This window comes from Nonomuraea sp. K271 (assembly GCF_009908215.1).
In the GTDB taxonomy this organism is placed as follows: domain Bacteria; phylum Actinomycetota; class Actinomycetes; order Streptosporangiales; family Streptosporangiaceae; genus Nonomuraea; species Nonomuraea longispora.
The window spans coordinates 23,952-38,341 of sequence record NZ_JAAAHR010000003.1 but is presented as its reverse complement, the minus strand read 5'-3'; the positions used below and the strand labels follow the sequence as shown (position 1 = coordinate 38,341).

20 protein-coding genes and 1 tRNA gene are annotated in these 14,390 nt (G+C 70.1%); 9 read left to right on the top strand and 12 right to left on the bottom strand.

Annotation, left to right across the window (positions count from 1 at the left end; translation table 11 throughout):
* Positions 1-4 precede the first annotated feature (4 nt).
* Positions 5-325 carry a DUF6300 family protein gene (locus GUY59_RS01570; protein WP_138200653.1) on the top strand — a complete coding sequence of 107 codons (321 nt, stop codon included), beginning with the start codon at positions 5-7 and terminating at the stop codon, positions 323-325.
* Positions 326-385: 60 nt separating this feature from the next.
* On the opposite strand, the gene GUY59_RS01565 is transcribed toward GUY59_RS01570, so the two are convergent.
* Positions 386-475: transfer RNA gene (locus GUY59_RS01565), tRNA-Ser, on the bottom strand.
* A 24-nt stretch (positions 476-499) separates the two neighbouring features.
* Between GUY59_RS01565 and GUY59_RS01560 the strand changes: the two genes are divergently transcribed.
* The gene (locus GUY59_RS01560) at positions 500-853 is read left to right on the top strand and encodes an STAS domain-containing protein (RefSeq protein WP_161714337.1); all 354 of its coding nucleotides are present in this window, start codon (positions 500-502) and stop codon (positions 851-853) included.
* Positions 854-877: 24 nt separating this feature from the next.
* On the opposite strand, the gene GUY59_RS01555 is transcribed toward GUY59_RS01560, so the two are convergent.
* Genes GUY59_RS01555 through GUY59_RS01530 form a run of 6 tightly spaced genes read right to left on the bottom strand, consistent with a single transcriptional unit; the run spans position 878 to position 5,439 of the window.
* Positions 878-1,723: an NUDIX hydrolase gene (locus GUY59_RS01555; protein WP_138200652.1), complete on the bottom strand. Its 846-nt coding sequence runs from the start codon at positions 1,721-1,723 to the stop codon at positions 878-880.
* A gap of 10 nt (positions 1,724-1,733) precedes the next feature.
* Positions 1,734-2,471, bottom strand: a complete 738-nt coding sequence (locus GUY59_RS01550) for a M15 family metallopeptidase (protein WP_236666734.1) — start codon at positions 2,469-2,471, stop codon at positions 1,734-1,736.
* A 29-nt stretch (positions 2,472-2,500) separates the two neighbouring features.
* On the bottom strand, positions 2,501-2,977 hold the full coding sequence (locus GUY59_RS01545; protein ID WP_161714336.1) for a universal stress protein: 477 nt from the start codon (positions 2,975-2,977) through the stop codon (positions 2,501-2,503).
* A gap of 13 nt (positions 2,978-2,990) precedes the next feature.
* On the bottom strand, positions 2,991-3,227 hold the full coding sequence (locus tag GUY59_RS01540; protein WP_138200650.1) for an SPW repeat protein: 237 nt from the start codon (positions 3,225-3,227) through the stop codon (positions 2,991-2,993).
* Entirely contained in the window at positions 3,224-3,634 is a 411-nt protein-coding gene (locus GUY59_RS01535) for a hypothetical protein (RefSeq protein ID WP_138200649.1), read from the bottom strand. The genes GUY59_RS01540 and GUY59_RS01535 overlap by 4 nt, the downstream gene beginning before the upstream one ends.
* A complete protein-coding gene (locus tag GUY59_RS01530; protein WP_269128656.1) occupies positions 3,631-5,439 on the bottom strand; it encodes an MDR family MFS transporter in 1,809 nt (602 codons plus the stop codon). Before GUY59_RS01530 ends, GUY59_RS01535 begins: the two co-directional genes overlap by 4 nt.
* A gap of 127 nt (positions 5,440-5,566) precedes the next feature.
* On the opposite strand from GUY59_RS01530, the gene GUY59_RS01525 reads away from it, so the two are divergent.
* From GUY59_RS01525 to GUY59_RS01515, 3 genes are all read left to right on the top strand, one after another.
* The gene (locus tag GUY59_RS01525) at positions 5,567-6,133 is read left to right on the top strand and encodes a TetR/AcrR family transcriptional regulator (RefSeq protein WP_132328388.1); all 567 of its coding nucleotides are present in this window, start codon (positions 5,567-5,569) and stop codon (positions 6,131-6,133) included.
* 139 nt (positions 6,134-6,272) lie between these two features.
* A complete protein-coding gene (locus tag GUY59_RS01520) occupies positions 6,273-7,604 on the top strand; it encodes a glycoside hydrolase family 6 protein (RefSeq protein ID WP_138200647.1) in 1,332 nt (443 codons plus the stop codon).
* Between the two features lie 90 nt (positions 7,605-7,694).
* Positions 7,695-8,681 carry an LLM class flavin-dependent oxidoreductase gene (locus GUY59_RS01515; RefSeq protein ID WP_138200646.1) on the top strand — a complete coding sequence of 329 codons (987 nt, stop codon included), beginning with the start codon at positions 7,695-7,697 and terminating at the stop codon, positions 8,679-8,681.
* A gap of 3 nt (positions 8,682-8,684) precedes the next feature.
* Here the strand turns inward: GUY59_RS01515 and GUY59_RS01510 are convergent, their stop codons facing one another.
* The 3 genes from GUY59_RS01510 to GUY59_RS01500 form a co-directional block, all read right to left on the bottom strand.
* Positions 8,685-9,122: a hypothetical protein gene (locus tag GUY59_RS01510; protein WP_138200645.1), complete on the bottom strand. Its 438-nt coding sequence runs from the start codon at positions 9,120-9,122 to the stop codon at positions 8,685-8,687.
* Between the two features lie 10 nt (positions 9,123-9,132).
* On the bottom strand, positions 9,133-10,203 hold the full coding sequence (locus GUY59_RS01505; RefSeq protein ID WP_138200644.1) for a DUF6745 domain-containing protein: 1,071 nt from the start codon (positions 10,201-10,203) through the stop codon (positions 9,133-9,135).
* 76 nt (positions 10,204-10,279) lie between these two features.
* Positions 10,280-10,603: a helix-turn-helix transcriptional regulator gene (locus GUY59_RS01500; protein WP_236666733.1), complete on the bottom strand. Its 324-nt coding sequence runs from the start codon at positions 10,601-10,603 to the stop codon at positions 10,280-10,282.
* 341 nt (positions 10,604-10,944) lie between these two features.
* Here GUY59_RS01500 and GUY59_RS01495 point away from each other — a divergent pair, with 341 nt between their 5' ends.
* Positions 10,945-11,277 carry an STAS domain-containing protein gene (locus GUY59_RS01495; RefSeq protein ID WP_161714335.1) on the top strand — a complete coding sequence of 111 codons (333 nt, stop codon included), beginning with the start codon at positions 10,945-10,947 and terminating at the stop codon, positions 11,275-11,277.
* Positions 11,278-11,298: 21 nt separating this feature from the next.
* Here the strand turns inward: GUY59_RS01495 and GUY59_RS01490 are convergent, their stop codons facing one another.
* Both GUY59_RS01490 and GUY59_RS01485 read right to left on the bottom strand, forming a co-directional pair.
* Positions 11,299-11,760, bottom strand: coding sequence for a VOC family protein (locus tag GUY59_RS01490; RefSeq protein ID WP_138200641.1), 462 nt, complete (start codon positions 11,758-11,760; stop codon positions 11,299-11,301).
* Positions 11,757-12,341, bottom strand: a complete 585-nt coding sequence (locus tag GUY59_RS01485; RefSeq protein WP_138200640.1) for a DinB family protein — start codon at positions 12,339-12,341, stop codon at positions 11,757-11,759. Before GUY59_RS01485 ends, GUY59_RS01490 begins: the two co-directional genes overlap by 4 nt.
* A gap of 61 nt (positions 12,342-12,402) precedes the next feature.
* On the opposite strand from GUY59_RS01485, the gene GUY59_RS01480 reads away from it, so the two are divergent.
* The 3 genes from GUY59_RS01480 to GUY59_RS01470 all read left to right on the top strand — a co-directional run bounded on the left by GUY59_RS01480 (position 12,403) and on the right by GUY59_RS01470 (position 14,388).
* Entirely contained in the window at positions 12,403-13,377 is a 975-nt protein-coding gene (locus GUY59_RS01480) for a helix-turn-helix transcriptional regulator (protein WP_138200639.1), read from the top strand.
* A gap of 283 nt (positions 13,378-13,660) precedes the next feature.
* Positions 13,661-14,041, top strand: a complete 381-nt coding sequence (locus GUY59_RS01475) for a hypothetical protein (protein ID WP_201760387.1) — start codon at positions 13,661-13,663, stop codon at positions 14,039-14,041.
* Positions 14,042-14,079: 38 nt separating this feature from the next.
* Positions 14,080-14,388, top strand: coding sequence for a hypothetical protein (locus tag GUY59_RS01470; RefSeq protein WP_138200638.1), 309 nt, complete (start codon positions 14,080-14,082; stop codon positions 14,386-14,388).
* The last annotated feature ends 2 nt before the right edge of the window (positions 14,389-14,390 follow it).

Genomic DNA, 14,390 nt, shown 5'->3' with positions numbered 1-14,390 from the left:
CGTGGTGACGTCTGCGGAGCCGCCTGTGTGCCCCCGCTGCCGCGGTGAGGCGCTGCTGTGGGCGCGGGTCCCGTACGGGTGGACCAACAGGGTAGGCGGGCGGGTGGAGGGCCGCTCAGGGGTGGTGCTGTGCCCGGCGTGCGACGCGTGGGCGCCGGGCGCGGCCGCGCTGATCACCTGGTTCCACGTCCATGGCCGGGCCGACGATGAGGACGAGGAGTTCGTGCGCCTGCTGGTGCGGTGGGCCACCGACGTGTCGGTGCCGCCGCTGGACGAGCACGCGCCGGAGGCCGAGAACGAGCGGTGGCAGCGCGGGGACCTGTAAGAACACGGCTCGCCCCCGCCGGCCGGACGACCCTCACGGCGCTTCAAGCGCCCTGAAGCGTGGCGGAGGGTGTGGGATTCGAACCCACGAGGCCATCGCTGACCTGGCCGCTTTCAAGGCGGCTGCACTCGTCCACTATGCGAACCCTCCCGTGCGGAAACCACGATAGCGGCTGTGGTGGCAGCGGTGTACGTTCAGGAGGTGGCGGATCTCGACGTCGAGGTGCAGCGCGCGCACGGGCGCGTGCTGGTGCGGCTCGACGGCGACCTCGACAAGCTCACGGCGCCGCTGCTCAAGGAGTGGCTGGTCAAGCTCTACGCCGAGGGCTTCGTTCAGGTCGTCATCGACGCGTCCAGACTCGAGTTCTGCGACTCCAGCGGGCTGTGGGTGCTGGTGGAGCACCGGCGCAGGGTGGCCGAGCACGCCGGGTCGTTAGGGCTCGTCGGGGTGCACGGGGTGCTGCAGCGGGTGCTCGAAGTGACGCGGCTGAAGTTCGCCTTCGACAGCGTCGTGCCCGCCGACCACTGACACGCCCCAGTCCCTCGGCGGAAATCAGACGCCGAGTTGTGCCAGGAGCCACTTCGGGCCCATGGTCTCGGCTCCCAGCGCGCCGACGCGCTCCTTCAGCCCCCGGTCCGCGGTGACGACGACCACACGCTCCCACGGCCTGGCCCTGCGTACGACGTCGACGATCGCGTCGTCGCCGCTGCCGGTCGCCGCCACCACCTGGATGCCCGGCACGTCCGGCGCGTTCCTCGCCGCTCCCTCGACGACCGCCACCACCCTGGGGAACCACTGGGCGAGCACCGGGTGTTCGAGCTGGCGCCGGGAGACGTCCTGGAGCAGGCGGGTGGCCGCGCCGAGCCGGTCGCGCCACCAGCCGTGCTCGGCCCGCGCGCCGACGATGTTGGCCACGTCGAGGACGATGGTCTCGGGTGTGATCGCCGCCTGCACCTCGCCCCACGTCGCGGCGAAGCCGGGGTGCAGGTTCCTGCCGGTGACCTCGGGCAGCGGCAGCCAGCGCAGTTCGTCGCTCTCGGCGTTGGCGGGTGCGGCGGCCAGGAGTTCGGCCGACTCGGCGATCACCGTCTCGAACGCCCACCCGCCGTGGTCGTCGAGGTAGACGCCTTGTACGCGCAGCGCGTCGCCGGCGAGCGCGGCCTCCTCGTGGGCCTCGCGCAGCGCACTGGCGACGGCGTCCTCGTGGCTGTCGCGGGCTCCGCCCGGCAGGCCCCACGTGCCGCCGTGGTGGCTCCACACGGCGCGTTTCTGCATGAGCACGTGCGGGACGCCGAGGTCGTCATGGTGTACGACGAGAAGCCCCGACGCGCCGTGGATGCCCCAGTGGCGGTGCCCCAGGCCGCATTCGGTCCAGCCGTCGCCGTCTCTGACCGTCATGGCGTGATGCTCAGCCTCCGCCCTTGGAGAAATGCTGGTAGTCCTTGGTGCCCGACCAGTAGCCGCCCCACTCCCAGCCGACCCGGGCGAACGCCTTGACGACCTTGTCGCCCGGATTTATCACACCTTTACCCTTAGTTGGGCGCTTAGTGAACTTCTTCGCATTCTGGTGTGCTGTGTCGCCGCTTGCGGTGACGTACGGATTCTCGCGGGGATTGATGTCTATTGCTTCCCCGTAGGCGTGGTTCGACCAATTGCTCGATCCGGTGGCCCGGCGGCAGTTGAAGGCCGAGGTGTTGTCGGCGTCGATCGAGTCGTAGTCGTCCGCCTTGTACGCGTCGACCAGCTTCATCTGCCGGATGGGCCAGCGCCAGTCGTACAACTTCTCGAAGACCGTCACGATGTCGTCGGTGACCGTCTTGCGCACCACCACTTCCCCGGTGTGCGGCTTGCCGTCGAACCCCCAGTACGACAGCGTGACCAGCCGCAGGTCCCGGTAGGAGACCGGGCAGCCGGGCTGCCACGAGTGCGGCAGGCGGTTGCGGGTGACCCGGGAGACCTTGGAGCTGAAGGGCGGCGGGCCCGCCGGCTCGGGTTTGGGCGTGACGGCCACAGGCCTCGGCGTCTCGTGTGCCGGGTCGGACGCGGGAGGGACGGGAACGGAGGTCGTGGGCGACGCGCCCCGCTCCTGAGCCCCACACGAAACGGACGCGAGCACCACGAACGCCATGGCGGCAGTACGTTTCATCTGGCCACCATATGCGACGTCGGAGCAGGTCAGGGGACGACGAGCACCGTGCGGCGAGCACGTTTGGCCAGCTTGGCCGCCACCGAGCCGCCCAGGCTGGAGCGCGAGCGGCCCACCACGATGGCGTCGGCCTTGTAGGCGCCGGCCAGCGTCTCCAGCTCCCGCGCCGCGTCACCGCGTACGCTGACGAACCGCCAGGGGATGCCTGCGCCCTTCAGCTCGTCCCTGAGGTCCTCGGTGAGGTCGGCCGCCGCGTCGGGGATGACGGGCGAGCCGGCGAAGAACCACAGCGGCGGGGTGTAGAGCGACTCCACGAAGACGACGACCAGCGCGGCGTCGTCCCTGCGGGCGAGCCCGGCCGCGTACGCGAGCGCGTTGCGGCTCGGGTCCGACCCGTCGTATCCGACGACGAGCAGGCCGGCGCCGTCCTTGCCGATCTCGAACCGCCCTGCGGGGAGCCGGCCCTCCGACGGTCCCCAGTGCGGGTCCGTGCCACTGCCGAACACGGCGTGTTCCTCGTCAGGTGTCGGCGTGCTTGCCGCGGCGGGACAGCTCGCGCAGCGCGTCCGCAGCGTAGATCACGAGGGACGCGAACGAGAGCGTGGCGATCGAGCCGCCGATCCACAGGTCGTTGACGGTCGCGTCCACGTAGGCCGCGCCGCGGGGCTGGTAGCCGACAACGAACGGGGCCGCGACGAGCCACAGGCCGCCGAGGAACAACAGGACGAGGGCGGATACGCCCAGCTTGGCCTTCAACGGTTCTCCTCCACTCCCACCGGGGAACCCTTGCCGTTCCGGCGCGGGTTGTTGTTGAGGTCCTCGCGCAGCGCCTCGACGAGCGGGGCGAGCAGGGTGGCCAGCTCCGCGGACGACGTCTGCGGAGCTGCGGCCGGCACTGGTTCCGGCGACGGCTCGGGTTCGCGCCGCTTCGCCTCGACCAGGCCGCGCGCCACCAGGTCCGCGTGGATGGCCAGTGCGAACGCGATCGTCCCCGCGGCCCCCACGACGGCCACGCCGAGCCCGGTGAAGAACTCGGATCGGGTGGTGTCCGTCCAGTCGCCGGTCTCCGCCTGCGTGCCGAGGGCGAAAGGCGCGACCATCAGCCACAACCCGGCCAGAGCGGCCAGTGAGGCCGTGACGGCGCCGACAAACTTGCGAATCATTGCGAGAGTCCTCCCGTTACAAGGTCTTTCTGCGGTGGCGCGGCCTGCGCGATCAGCGCGCGCGAGGTGGGCCGCAGCACGTCCTGGGCGACCGACCTGGCCCGTTCGTGTTCGCTGCGGCCGTCCGGCGGCGCCATCCTGGCGACGGCGGTGAGCAGCGCGGAGCGCTCGCCGTTCGCCCGCTCGACGCGCTGGGCCACGAGCTCAAGCAGCAGCCCGGCCAGCACCAGGTCGTCCTTGCCGAGCGGCTTGGGATCGGGCGGCGCCACCATGGCCGACCCGCGCAGCGGCAGCTCCTTGAGGAAGATCGTGGCCACGAACCCGAGCAGGGCGATGGGCACGCCCACCATGAACACGGTTTCCAGACCGCGCGTGAACGACTCCAGCACGATGTGCTTGATCGGTCCGGGCAACTGCTGGATGGCGTCGGGGCTGCCGAGCTTGACGTCGGAGCCGCCGGGCAGCGCGATGTTCGCGGCCCGCAACATCTCGGCCATCTCGTCCTTGAGCCGGTTGGTCAGGATCGCGCCGAACGCGGCCACGCCGACGGCGCCGCCCAGCGAGCGGAAGAACGAGACGCCCGCCGTGGTGGAGGCCATGTCCCGCGGCTCTGAGCCGTTCTGGGCGGCCAGGATCAGCATCTGCATGGACATGCCGAGCCCGGTGCCCAGGACCGCCACGTCGAACCCGATGAGCCACTGGCTGGAGTCGACGTGGAGCCTGGACAGCAGGAGCAGACCGGCGGCCACGACCAGCAGGCCCGCGACGGGGAAGAATTTCCATCTGCCGGTTGTGGTGACGATCTTCCCGGAGACCACGCCGGACACGAACAGAGCCGCCACCATGGGCAGCGTCATCAGACCCGAGTCGGTCGGGCTGAGGCCCTTCACGATCTGCAGATACTGCGGCAGGTAGATCATCGCGCCGAACATCGCCATGCCGACGAACAGCGAGGCGAGGCTGGTGAGCACGAACGTACGGTTGCGGAACAATCGCGGCGGCAGGATCGGGTCGCGCGCGGTCCGCTCGGACAACACGGCGAGCGCCAGCATGAGCAGGGCGATCGCGGCGAGGAAGTAGGTCCACACCGAGTTCCACTCGAACTCGTTGCCCCCGAGCGTCAGGAGCAGCATGAGCGCGCTCGCGCTGGCCGTGATGGTCGTCGCGCCCCAGATGTCGATCGAGGTGTCCCGCTTGGCGACCGGCAGCTTGAGCACCTTCTGGATCACCAGGAAGGACACCACGGCGAACGGCACGACCACGTAGAAGCACCAGCGCCAGCCCAGCCAGTCGGCGTCCACGATGAACCCGCCGAGCAGCGGGCCCGCGACCGTGGAGATCCCGAAGACCGCCCCCATGTAGCCGGAGTAGCGGCCGCGTTCGCGGGGCGAGACGATGTCCCCGAGGATCACCTGCGACAGCGCCGACAGGCCGCCGACACCGAGCCCCTGCGCGGCCCGCGCCGCGATGAGCTGCCCCATGTCCTGGGACATCCCGGCGACGACCGACGCGGCGACGAACAACCCCAGAGCGGTCTGGAAGAGCAGCTTGCGGCCGAACAGGTCGGACAGCTTGCCCCACAACGGCGTGGAGACGGTCATGGTCAGCATGGTCGCGCTCGCGACCCACGAATACTGGTCCTGACCGCCGAGTTCCCCCACGATCGTCGGCAGCGCGGTGCCCACCACGGAAGTCGAGATCATCGACGTGAGCATCGCGAGCATCAGCCCGGACATGACCTCGAGGATTTCGCGGTGAGTGTACTGCCGTTTCGTGGGGGCCGTCGTATGTGCCTGGGCTACCAAGACACCACATCCCCCCTGAATACAGTCTTGACCCAACGGAGTATACGCCTGTTTACTAGCCGTGCGGCAAGGAGGGGGTGGCGGCGCGCAGCCGCAGGTGGAGGCTGCGGTGACTAGAGTTGCTGGTATGGACGCCCAGGCTACGGAGGCGGGAGCCAGGCCGCGCGACCGTGAGGCGACGCGCGAGCGCATTCTGCAGGCGGCGCGCACGCTGTTCGGCGAGCAGGGCTACGAGACGGTGACCGTACGCATGATCGCCGCGGCGGCCGACGCCAACGTCGCCCTGGTGGGCCGCTACTTCGGTTCCAAGGCCGGGCTGTTCGCCGCCGTTCTGCAGGGGGAGCCGACGCTCAGCAAGCTGTTCGAGGATGGTGCCGACGCCCTGCCGCGCCGGCTGGCCGAATATGCCGCCGAGCGGATGCGACGGCCGCCCGACAACCCGATCCTGCGGGCGCTCGAACGTTCCGCGGCCCACCCCGAGGTGCGGTCCCTGGCTCGTGAGCGGCTCATCACCGCCGTGCTCAACCCCATCGCCGAGCAGCTCCACGGCCCCGACGCACAGGTCAGGGCCCGCATGGCCACGGCGGTCTTCCTCGGCATCGGAGCCACCCGCCGCCGCCTCGGCCCGCAGGACCCCACGCCGGCCGATGTCGACCGCCTCACCGCGGTCTTCGAGGCGTGCCTGGCCGGCTGAAAGTTTCAGCTTCCGCAGCGCCTCTGACCTGGGATTATGCCGTGGTGATCGATCCGATGTCTTGGTGCGGGAGGTGACGGCTACCTACGATCCGGGGTGCCGGTGGGAGCGCTCCCACATGACGGACGGAGTAAAACCCATGTCTCGCAGGAAACCCCTGCTGGCGGTGCTCCTCGCCGCGGCCGCAACGGTCGCGGCAGGAGCGGTCGTCCTGTCCTCCTCCACGGCCAGGGCCGCCGACTCCGCCTTCTACGTCGATCCCCAGACGAACGCCGCCAAATGGGTGGCCGCCAACCCCGACGACAGCCGTACCTCCGTGATCAGGGACCGCATCGCCGCCGTGCCGCAGGGCAGGTGGTTCGCGACGTACAACCCCTCGACCGTGCGCGGTCAGGTCGACGCGTACGTCGGCGCGGCAGCCGCCGCGGGCAAGATCCCCATCATGGTCGTGTACGCCATGCCGAACCGCGACTGCGGCGGCCCCAGCGCCGGCGGCGCCCCCGACCACGCCGCCTACCGCGGCTGGATCGACGAGATCGCCGCCGGGCTCGGCGGCCGGCCCGCGACCATCGTGCTGGAGCCCGACGCGCTGGCCATCATGTCCAACTGCATGAACGGCTCGGAACAGGCCGAGGTCCAGGCCTCCATGGCGTACGCGGGCAGGACGTTCAGGGCCACGTCGTCGCAGGCCGAGGTCTACTTCGACGTCGGGCACGACGCCTGGCTGTCCGCCTCGGAGGCGGCCTCCAGGCTGAACGGCGCCGACGTGGCCGGCAGCGCCGACGGCATCGCGGTCAACACCTCGAACTACCGCTCGACGCCCGGCCTGGTGTCGTACGCGAAGAGCGTGATCGCGGCGACCGGCGTGTCCGGGCTCAAGGCGGTCATCGACACCAGCCGCAACGGCAACGGCCCTTCCGGCAGCGAGTGGTGCGACCCGCCCGGCCGCGCCACGGGCATCTGGAGCACCACGGACACGGGCGACGCCGCGATCGCCGCCTATCTGTGGGTCAAGCCGCCCGGCGAGGCCGACGGGTGCATCGCCGCCGCCGGGCAGTTCGTGCCGCAGCGTGCGTACGACCTGGCCATGGCCGCGCCCTCGCCGACCGTCACGCCCACGGTCACGCCGACCGTCACGCCCACCGTCACGCCGACGCCCGGCAACGGCGGCTGCACGGCGGCGTACAAGGTGACGAGCGCGTGGCAGGGCGGCTTCCAGGGCGAGGTCACCGTCACGAACACGGGCTCGTCCCCGATCGGCGGCTGGCAGGTCGGCTGGACGTTCCCCGACGGGCAGACGATCTCGCAGCTCTGGAACGGCACCCTGTCCGGCGGCGGCGGCTCCGTCTCCGTGACCAACCTCGGCTGGAACGGCGCCGTGGCGGCGGGCGGCAGCGCCACATTCGGCTTCCTCGCCGCTCACAGCGGTCGGAACGGCACCCCGTCCACCCTCACCTGCACCGCCTCGTGATCATCGCCGGGCCCGTGGGGCCCGGCGAAATATCCGCGCTTCATACGATGTTGCACAGAGCCATCCGCACTCCTCGAAAGGCGCGTACTCATGGCTCTGCCGCTGTCCATCCTTGATCTGGCCCACATCGGTGAGGGCGAGACGGCGCGCGACAGCTTCACCGCCAGCGTCGCCCTCGCCCAGCGTGCGGAGGAGCTCGGTTACAGACGCGTCTGGTACGCCGAGCACCACAACATGCCGAGCATCGCCTCCTCGGCGACCAGCGTGCTGATCGCTCACGTCGCCGCGCACACCAGCACCATCCGCCTCGGCGCGGGCGGCGTCATGCTCCCCAACCACGCGCCGCTGACCATCGCCGAGCAGTTCGGCACCTTGGAGACCCTCCACCCCGGCCGCATCGACCTCGGCCTCGGCCGGGCTCCCGGCAGCGACCAGCAGACCATGCGGGCCCTGCGCCGCAGCCCCGCCTCCGCAGACTCGTTCCCGCAGGACGTGCTCGAACTGCAGGGCTACCTGACGGGCGAGTCACGCATTCCCGGCGTCGACGCCACCCCGGGCAAGGGCACCGACGTGCCGCTCTACATCCTCGGCTCCTCCCTGTTCGGGGCCCAGCTCGCGGCGGCGCTCGGGCTGCCGTATGCGTTCGCCTCGCACTTCGCACCCACCGCGCTGGAGGAGGCCGTGGCCGTCTACCGGCGCGACTTCAAGCCGTCCGCGCAGCTCGACCGGCCGTACGTCATCGCGGCGCTCAACGTGATCGCCGCCAAGACGAAGGAGGAGGCCGAGGAGCAGTTCCTGGAGTCCAAGCGGCTCAGGGTGACCAGGTTCCTCGGGCGGGGGCGCACGTTCACGCAGGAGGAGGCCGACATGATCCTGGAGTCGCCGGCCGGGCAGCAGCTCGTGCAGATGGCGAAATACTCCGCCGTCGGCGACCCCGAGGAGGTCGAGGCCTACGTCGCCCGCTTCGCCGAGCACGCCCAGGCCGACGAGCTGATCGTCGCGTTCTCCGCTCCCGACAGGAAGGCCTGGATGCGCTCGGCCGAGCTGCTGGCCCAGGCCCACGGCCTGCGCGCCTGACGGTCAGTCGGCGACCAGGCGCATCCTGGGGCCTTCGCGCTCGCGCTGGCGCCGCACCACGTACGTGCCCGGCGCGCAGCCCGTACCTCCGTGTTCGGGATGCAGCAGGTAGACGGTGGCCCGCGCCTCGAACATGCCGATCGCCAGATGATCCGGATCGACCACCTGCGTCGTCCACAGGCACGTGCCGGGGTCGGCGACGAGTGTGTGCGGGTTGCCGCCGGCCTCGCCGCGCAGCAGTTCGACGCCCGCCGGCGGCACGGGCTGCCACGCGGTGTGGAGCGCGGCCCGGACGGAGCCGGCGAGCATCGTGAGCGGGATGACGATGAGGTCGCCCTGGGCCTGGAGGCCGTCGACGACGGGGATGCGGACCGACTGCTCGAGGTGGTCGAGCACGGTGAGGCCGGTACGCCGGGTCAGAGTGGCCAGAGTGACAGTCATGATGATCACCTCAGGTTCTGCGCTGGAGAAGGGAGTAGTGCTCGGCGGACAGCCCGTAGGTCCAGCCGGCGGCGGCGATCGGGTCGTCGAAGGCCGGCACGGTCAGACCGTAGCGGCGCCGGTGGCCGTCGCGCTCCTGTGATCCGTTGACGGCGAGGAGCACCCTCGTTCCCGCTCGCATGTCGTACAGCCGCAGCTCGCAGCCGGGATTGCCGGGGTCTGGTGCGGTCGCGACGAGCCGCAGCCCGGCCTGGTCGACGTACGCGGACCAGCCCATGTGCTCGATCGCGCACCGCCTGACCTCCACGTTCGGCTCGTCGGCGATGCGCCGCACGCTCGGATCGGTGATCACCCAGGCGGGCACCGGCATGCCGTGCCAGGCGTGCAGGTCCCAGCCGTCGGCGTACCGCACGGCGGGGCCGTCCTCCCGGTGCGGACGGACCTCCCCGTTCTCACCCCACACCTCGGTGTGCAGGGCGACGGGCCGCTCGGACACCACGCACGTGTCCTCCCTCGGCCACCACCAGCCGCACGACGTGGTCGCGGCCGTCCACAGGGCGAGGAGCCGGCGCTGCTCGCCGGTGAAGACCGCGCCGGCGGCCCGGCGCAGGGCGTCGTACTCGGCGATCCAGGCGACGGAGAGCGTGTCGTACCAGGTGCGCCGGTGCACCGGCGACTCGTGCGCCGCGTTCAGCGGCGGGACGAGGGTGCTGGCGACGGAGCGCTGGAGCGGGAAGTACGTCGTACGGCGGACGATCTGGTCGAACGGCCGCCCGCGTGGCCTGAGCCGTGCGTCGAGCTCATGGCGCAGCGTGGCCGCCAGCGCGGACAGCCGCCTGGGCACGGGCCACTCGGTGAGGCGGTCGATGCTCTCCCAGGCGCGGGTCCCCGGTGGCACGGTGGCCAGGCCCTTCGCGGGCGAGGAGACCCAGTGGAATCGGGGTGGGGGCAGGCCGATCAGGCGGTAGAGGCCCGAGATGGCGGCCTCTGCGGCCGGACGGCCGGCGGGGCGCGTCGACAACGCCTTGCCCAGCCATGTTTCGCGGATTGCGGCAGCTTCCCGCTGCACGTGGACGCTCACCGGATGCGGGTGGCGTCGTCCTTTCTCACGATCATGGGTCAGATAGTGACAGATCGGCGTCGGTCGTGTCCAGCGGCTAGCCAGACCGGCCGCGGTCCTCGGTCATCGATGGGAGGGGGGAGCTCGCACCGCCTTCGGGTATCTCGCGGTGGGTGAAGATGTCGATCAGCATCTGCACGGGCATGTCGGCCTCGGTGTGGTGACGGAAGGTCACGCCGGGTTCGATGCGGTAGTGGTTGCGGCGTCCCACCCGGTTGCGCTTGATATAGCCGGCCTCTTCCAGGTCGGACACGATGCTCTGGGCGGCACGCTCGGTGATGCCGATCGACGAGGCGATGTCACGTACGCGCATCCGAGGGTCCACGGCGATGGCCAGGAGCACCCGGGCGTGGTTGGTCAAGAATGTCCACCCTGCACGACGTGCACCATCGTTGTCCATGCCTGCGAGACTCCTCCCGATGTTGAGATGACCAGCAGCATACGCCGACCCGCACGTCGTTGTGCGAAGTTTGATTGAGGAAAAGGTATTCCGGTATTGTTCTTACTAGTTTACCGTAGAGGTGTCGAGCCGCCCAGGCCCGCAAGCCCGTCATGATCAGGGGGGAAGCGATGTCGCACGCGAGACACACCGTCAAGCCGCGCCCAGCTTACGGATCGCGCCGCCCGATTAACCCAGCTCGGCACGTGCGCCGAGACAGAAACACCGCCACAATCGACACCTCGTGCGCCGATGAGGGTGACATGGTGTTGTCAGCGCCTCCGCCCACGCCGGAGCATCTGTTGTACGTGGACCACATCCTGCAGGTCACCTGCACGATCAATGCCGGGCCTTCCGTGATCAACCTCATAGGTGAGATCGACTCCAGCAACAGCGGAGAGCTCCTGCGCACACTGACCGAGGCCCGCTACATCGACGATCATCTGATCATCGACGTCAGCGGCGTTACCTTCGCCGACGTGTCGGCGGTCCGAGCCCTGCAGTCCTTCACCGCAGGCGGTTCAGCCGTCATCCGCAACGCGCGGCCGCAGCTGAACCGCCTGGTGGATCTGCTCGGGGTGGCCCTCTTCGACTGACGCCGTTCCTGTCCGGGCGCGTCAGTCCAGGCAGAACTCGTTGCCTTCCGGGTCGGTCATCACGATGAACCCGGCGCTCATCAGATCGTCGGGTTCGTGGCGGCGTACCCGCTTGGCTCCGAGTGAGACGAGCCGGTCGCACTCGGCTTCCAGCGCGGCCATCCGCGCGGCTCCCTCCAACCCTGGAGCCGCGCGGATGTCCAGGTGCACCCGGTTCTTGGCCACCTTGTCCTCCGGCACCTGCTGGAAGAACACGCGTGGGCCCCGCCCGTCCGGGTCTTCGAGGGCCGACGCCGTGTTGCGCTGGTCCTCGGGCACGCCGGCGCGCTCCAGGAAGTCCTCCCACGCGGCCAGCGGATCGGCGCCCTCGGGCAGGTCAACCCCGGGCGGTCCGGGGTGGACCCAACCAAGCGCGTCCCGCCAGAAGGTCGACAGGGCTTTCGGGTCGTGGGCGTCGAAGGTGACCTGGATCTCACGGCTCATCGGGCTGCTCCGTTCGCGGCTTTCGTGTGCAGGTAGAGGTCGCGCAGCAGGCAGACCTCGGACATGTGATGGATCAGCTCACGGTGGATGTGCAGGACCAGATCCGCCATGGGCGCGTCGGGGTAGGGCTCCTTCTCGCCGACCGGGACCAGGAGCCCGGCCTCGCCGAGGGCGCGCACCCCGGCCAGCCAGACGTCGAACTGGGTCTCCAACTGGTCGAGCGCGGTGGCCGCGTCGCCCGCGTACTCCCAGGTCTCGTACGACGCCGGCGGCGCGTCGAAGTGCGCCGCGTTGCGCATGGCGAGCACGCCGACGATGACGTGGCCGAGCCGCCAGGCGATCGTGGTGAAGGGCGCGGGGGACGGCTCGGGGAAGGCGTAGTCGATCGTGTGGTCCCCCGCGCCGGCCTGTACGGGCGCCGTCGAGGTGCCGCGCGGCCGCACGCTCCAGGCGTCCGGCACCGGTGACCAGAGATATTCCTCGTCGGTGAGGCCGTCGAGCCTCGGCCGGAGGTGGTGATTCCAGTGCCACTCCGCCTGCTCGCGCAGCGAGCGGTTCCAGTCGTGTGTTGGTGTTTCCATGGAGTCACTGTCGCCCCTCTAGCGGACAGAATCGGTCCGCTATCTGGCAGGGTGGGACACCATGGACGTGGTGAGCCCCGACGAGCGGGGCACGACCGAGCGGGTGCTCACCTTGCTCGGGCTGCTGCAGCAGCGCCAGGTGTGGACCGGCCCCGAGCTCGCCGACCGCCTTGGGGTCACGCCCCGCACCGTACGCCGCGACGTCGAGCGGCTGCGTACGCTCGGTTACCCGGTGCACGCCACCCAGGGCGTCGGCGGCGGCTACACGCTAGGTCGCGGGCAGGACCTCCCGCCGCTCTTGCTCGACGACGACGAGGCCATCGCCACCGCGGTTTCGCTGCTCGCCGGCGCGGGCGGAGCGCTCGCCGGAGCCGGCGACGCCGCGCTCCGGGCGATGACCAAGCTCGACCAGGTGCTGCCCACGCGGCTGCGGCACGAGATACGCGCGCTCTCCGGCTCGGTCGAGTCGTTCGGCAGGGGACGCACGCCGGTCGACCCCGAGGTGCTCATGACGCTGGCCAGGGCCTGCCGCGACGAGGTCGAGGCCGGCTTCGACTACCCGTCGGGCGACGAGCTGCGACGGCGGCGGGTCGAGCCGTACCGTCTGGTCGCCTCAGACCTGCGCTGGTATCTCCTCGCCTACGACCTCGACCGCGACGGCTGGCGCAGCTTCCGCGTCGACCGGATGACCGGCGTGACGGCACGGACCTGGCGCTTCCGCCCGCGCGCGGCGCCCGACGCGGCGGCGTACGTGCAGGAGAGCGTGGCCAGCCGCGTCTATCCGCGCCAGGCACGTTTCCTCGTGCACGCCCCGGCCGGCACGGTGCGCGCGCAGGTGTCGGCGTCGGCGGCCGTGGTGCGGCCGCACGGCGCCGAGCGGTGTGAGGTGCTCAGCGGCGGCGCGAACCTCGACCTCGTGCTCGTGCACGTGCTCCTGCTGGGGCACGACTTCGAGGTGCTCGACCCTCCCGAGCTCGGCGGGCGCTGCCGCGAGCTGGCTCAGAAGCTGCTCGCGGCGGGCGCCGAACGGACGTGACTACCCCCACTTGCCGGGCTCGTAGCCGCCGTCGGGCTGGCGGACGATGACGTTGAGGCGGTTGACGGTGTTCATCATGGCGACCACCGCCGTCCGGCGAAGTGTGATGTGATCTGCGTCTCCCCGTCGACGGTAAACATTGGGTGGGCGGCTTTCATGGAAGTTCCGGCGAGGCGCCGGCATTGTTGCCGCGCTTTGCAGGCGTCCCTACGCTCGGCGGCGGCCGTAATTGGTCCGGCACCCTGAAATCGGAGGCGTAGTGCGATCTCTGGCAAGAAAAGTGATGCGGTCGGCGGCGGCCGTTCTGGCAGGTTGCGGCATCATGCTGGCGGGCGCCGCCGATGCGGCGGCGGAAACACGGCCGCCTTCCCAACTCGCCCGGCTGACCGGCGCCGACCTGGGCACGATCATCACCATGGTTCCCGGCCTTTTCTGCGGCAACCGGCTGGTCAACTACAACTCCCCTTCCTCCCACTCTCCCACGAAGTGCGTCAACGGCGCCGAAAACAGCGGTAACTCCACCAACAGCGGGAACTACCACAGCGAAGGCGATCCCATCAACAGCGGCAACTTCGCGAACGGTAACGGCTCCACCGACAGCAACAACGCGACGAGCAGCGGTAACGCGGCCAACGGAGCCCAGAACCACTCCGTACGCCGATGACGGCACGGTCGCCGCGACACGAGCGGAATCCGAGGAACATGGACCATCTGCTGCGCACCACCGTACTGGTCATCGCCGGTTGCGGACTGGTGGCCGGCGTCACCGCGGCGCCGGCGCAGGCCGCGAAACAGGCGCAATCCTCATATGTTGTCGCGGAATCCGGAAAACCGCGGCCCCGAGGCAATGCCCGGAAAACGGGAAACTACTGGAGCAAGGGCCGGTCGATCAACAGTGGCAACTTCTCCAACATGATCGACTCGTACCGGTCCAACAATTCACTGCGCGGCAGCGCCAACACCGTCAACGGCCCGCAACGGCTCATCGTGAAATCCGGCGGGAGAAAATAGCG

What these genes read in the sequence shown, in the direction of transcription:
- GUY59_RS01555 (WP_138200652.1), bottom strand. Translation starts at nt 1,723, where the DNA reads ATGACGGTCAGAGACGGCGACGGCTGGACCGAATGCGGCCTGGGGCAC.
- GUY59_RS01550 (WP_236666734.1), bottom strand. Translation starts at nt 2,471, where the DNA reads ATGAAACGTACTGCCGCCATGGCGTTCGTGGTGCTCGCGTCCGTTTCG.
- GUY59_RS01535 (WP_138200649.1), bottom strand. Translation starts at nt 3,634, where the DNA reads ATGATTCGCAAGTTTGTCGGCGCCGTCACGGCCTCACTGGCCGCTCTG.
- GUY59_RS01525 (WP_132328388.1), top strand. Translation starts at nt 5,567, where the DNA reads ATGGACGCCCAGGCTACGGAGGCGGGAGCCAGGCCGCGCGACCGTGAG.
- GUY59_RS01520 (WP_138200647.1), top strand. Translation starts at nt 6,273, where the DNA reads ATGTCTCGCAGGAAACCCCTGCTGGCGGTGCTCCTCGCCGCGGCCGCA.
- GUY59_RS01515 (WP_138200646.1), top strand. Translation starts at nt 7,695, where the DNA reads ATGGCTCTGCCGCTGTCCATCCTTGATCTGGCCCACATCGGTGAGGGC.
- GUY59_RS01510 (WP_138200645.1), bottom strand. Translation starts at nt 9,122, where the DNA reads ATGACTGTCACTCTGGCCACTCTGACCCGGCGTACCGGCCTCACCGTG.
- GUY59_RS01495 (WP_161714335.1), top strand. Translation starts at nt 10,945, where the DNA reads ATGGTGTTGTCAGCGCCTCCGCCCACGCCGGAGCATCTGTTGTACGTG.
- GUY59_RS01490 (WP_138200641.1), bottom strand. Translation starts at nt 11,760, where the DNA reads ATGAGCCGTGAGATCCAGGTCACCTTCGACGCCCACGACCCGAAAGCC.
- GUY59_RS01485 (WP_138200640.1), bottom strand. Translation starts at nt 12,341, where the DNA reads ATGGAAACACCAACACACGACTGGAACCGCTCGCTGCGCGAGCAGGCG.
- GUY59_RS01480 (WP_138200639.1), top strand. Translation starts at nt 12,403, where the DNA reads ATGGACGTGGTGAGCCCCGACGAGCGGGGCACGACCGAGCGGGTGCTC.
- GUY59_RS01475 (WP_201760387.1), top strand. Translation starts at nt 13,661, where the DNA reads ATGCGGTCGGCGGCGGCCGTTCTGGCAGGTTGCGGCATCATGCTGGCG.
- GUY59_RS01470 (WP_138200638.1), top strand. Translation starts at nt 14,080, where the DNA reads ATGGACCATCTGCTGCGCACCACCGTACTGGTCATCGCCGGTTGCGGA.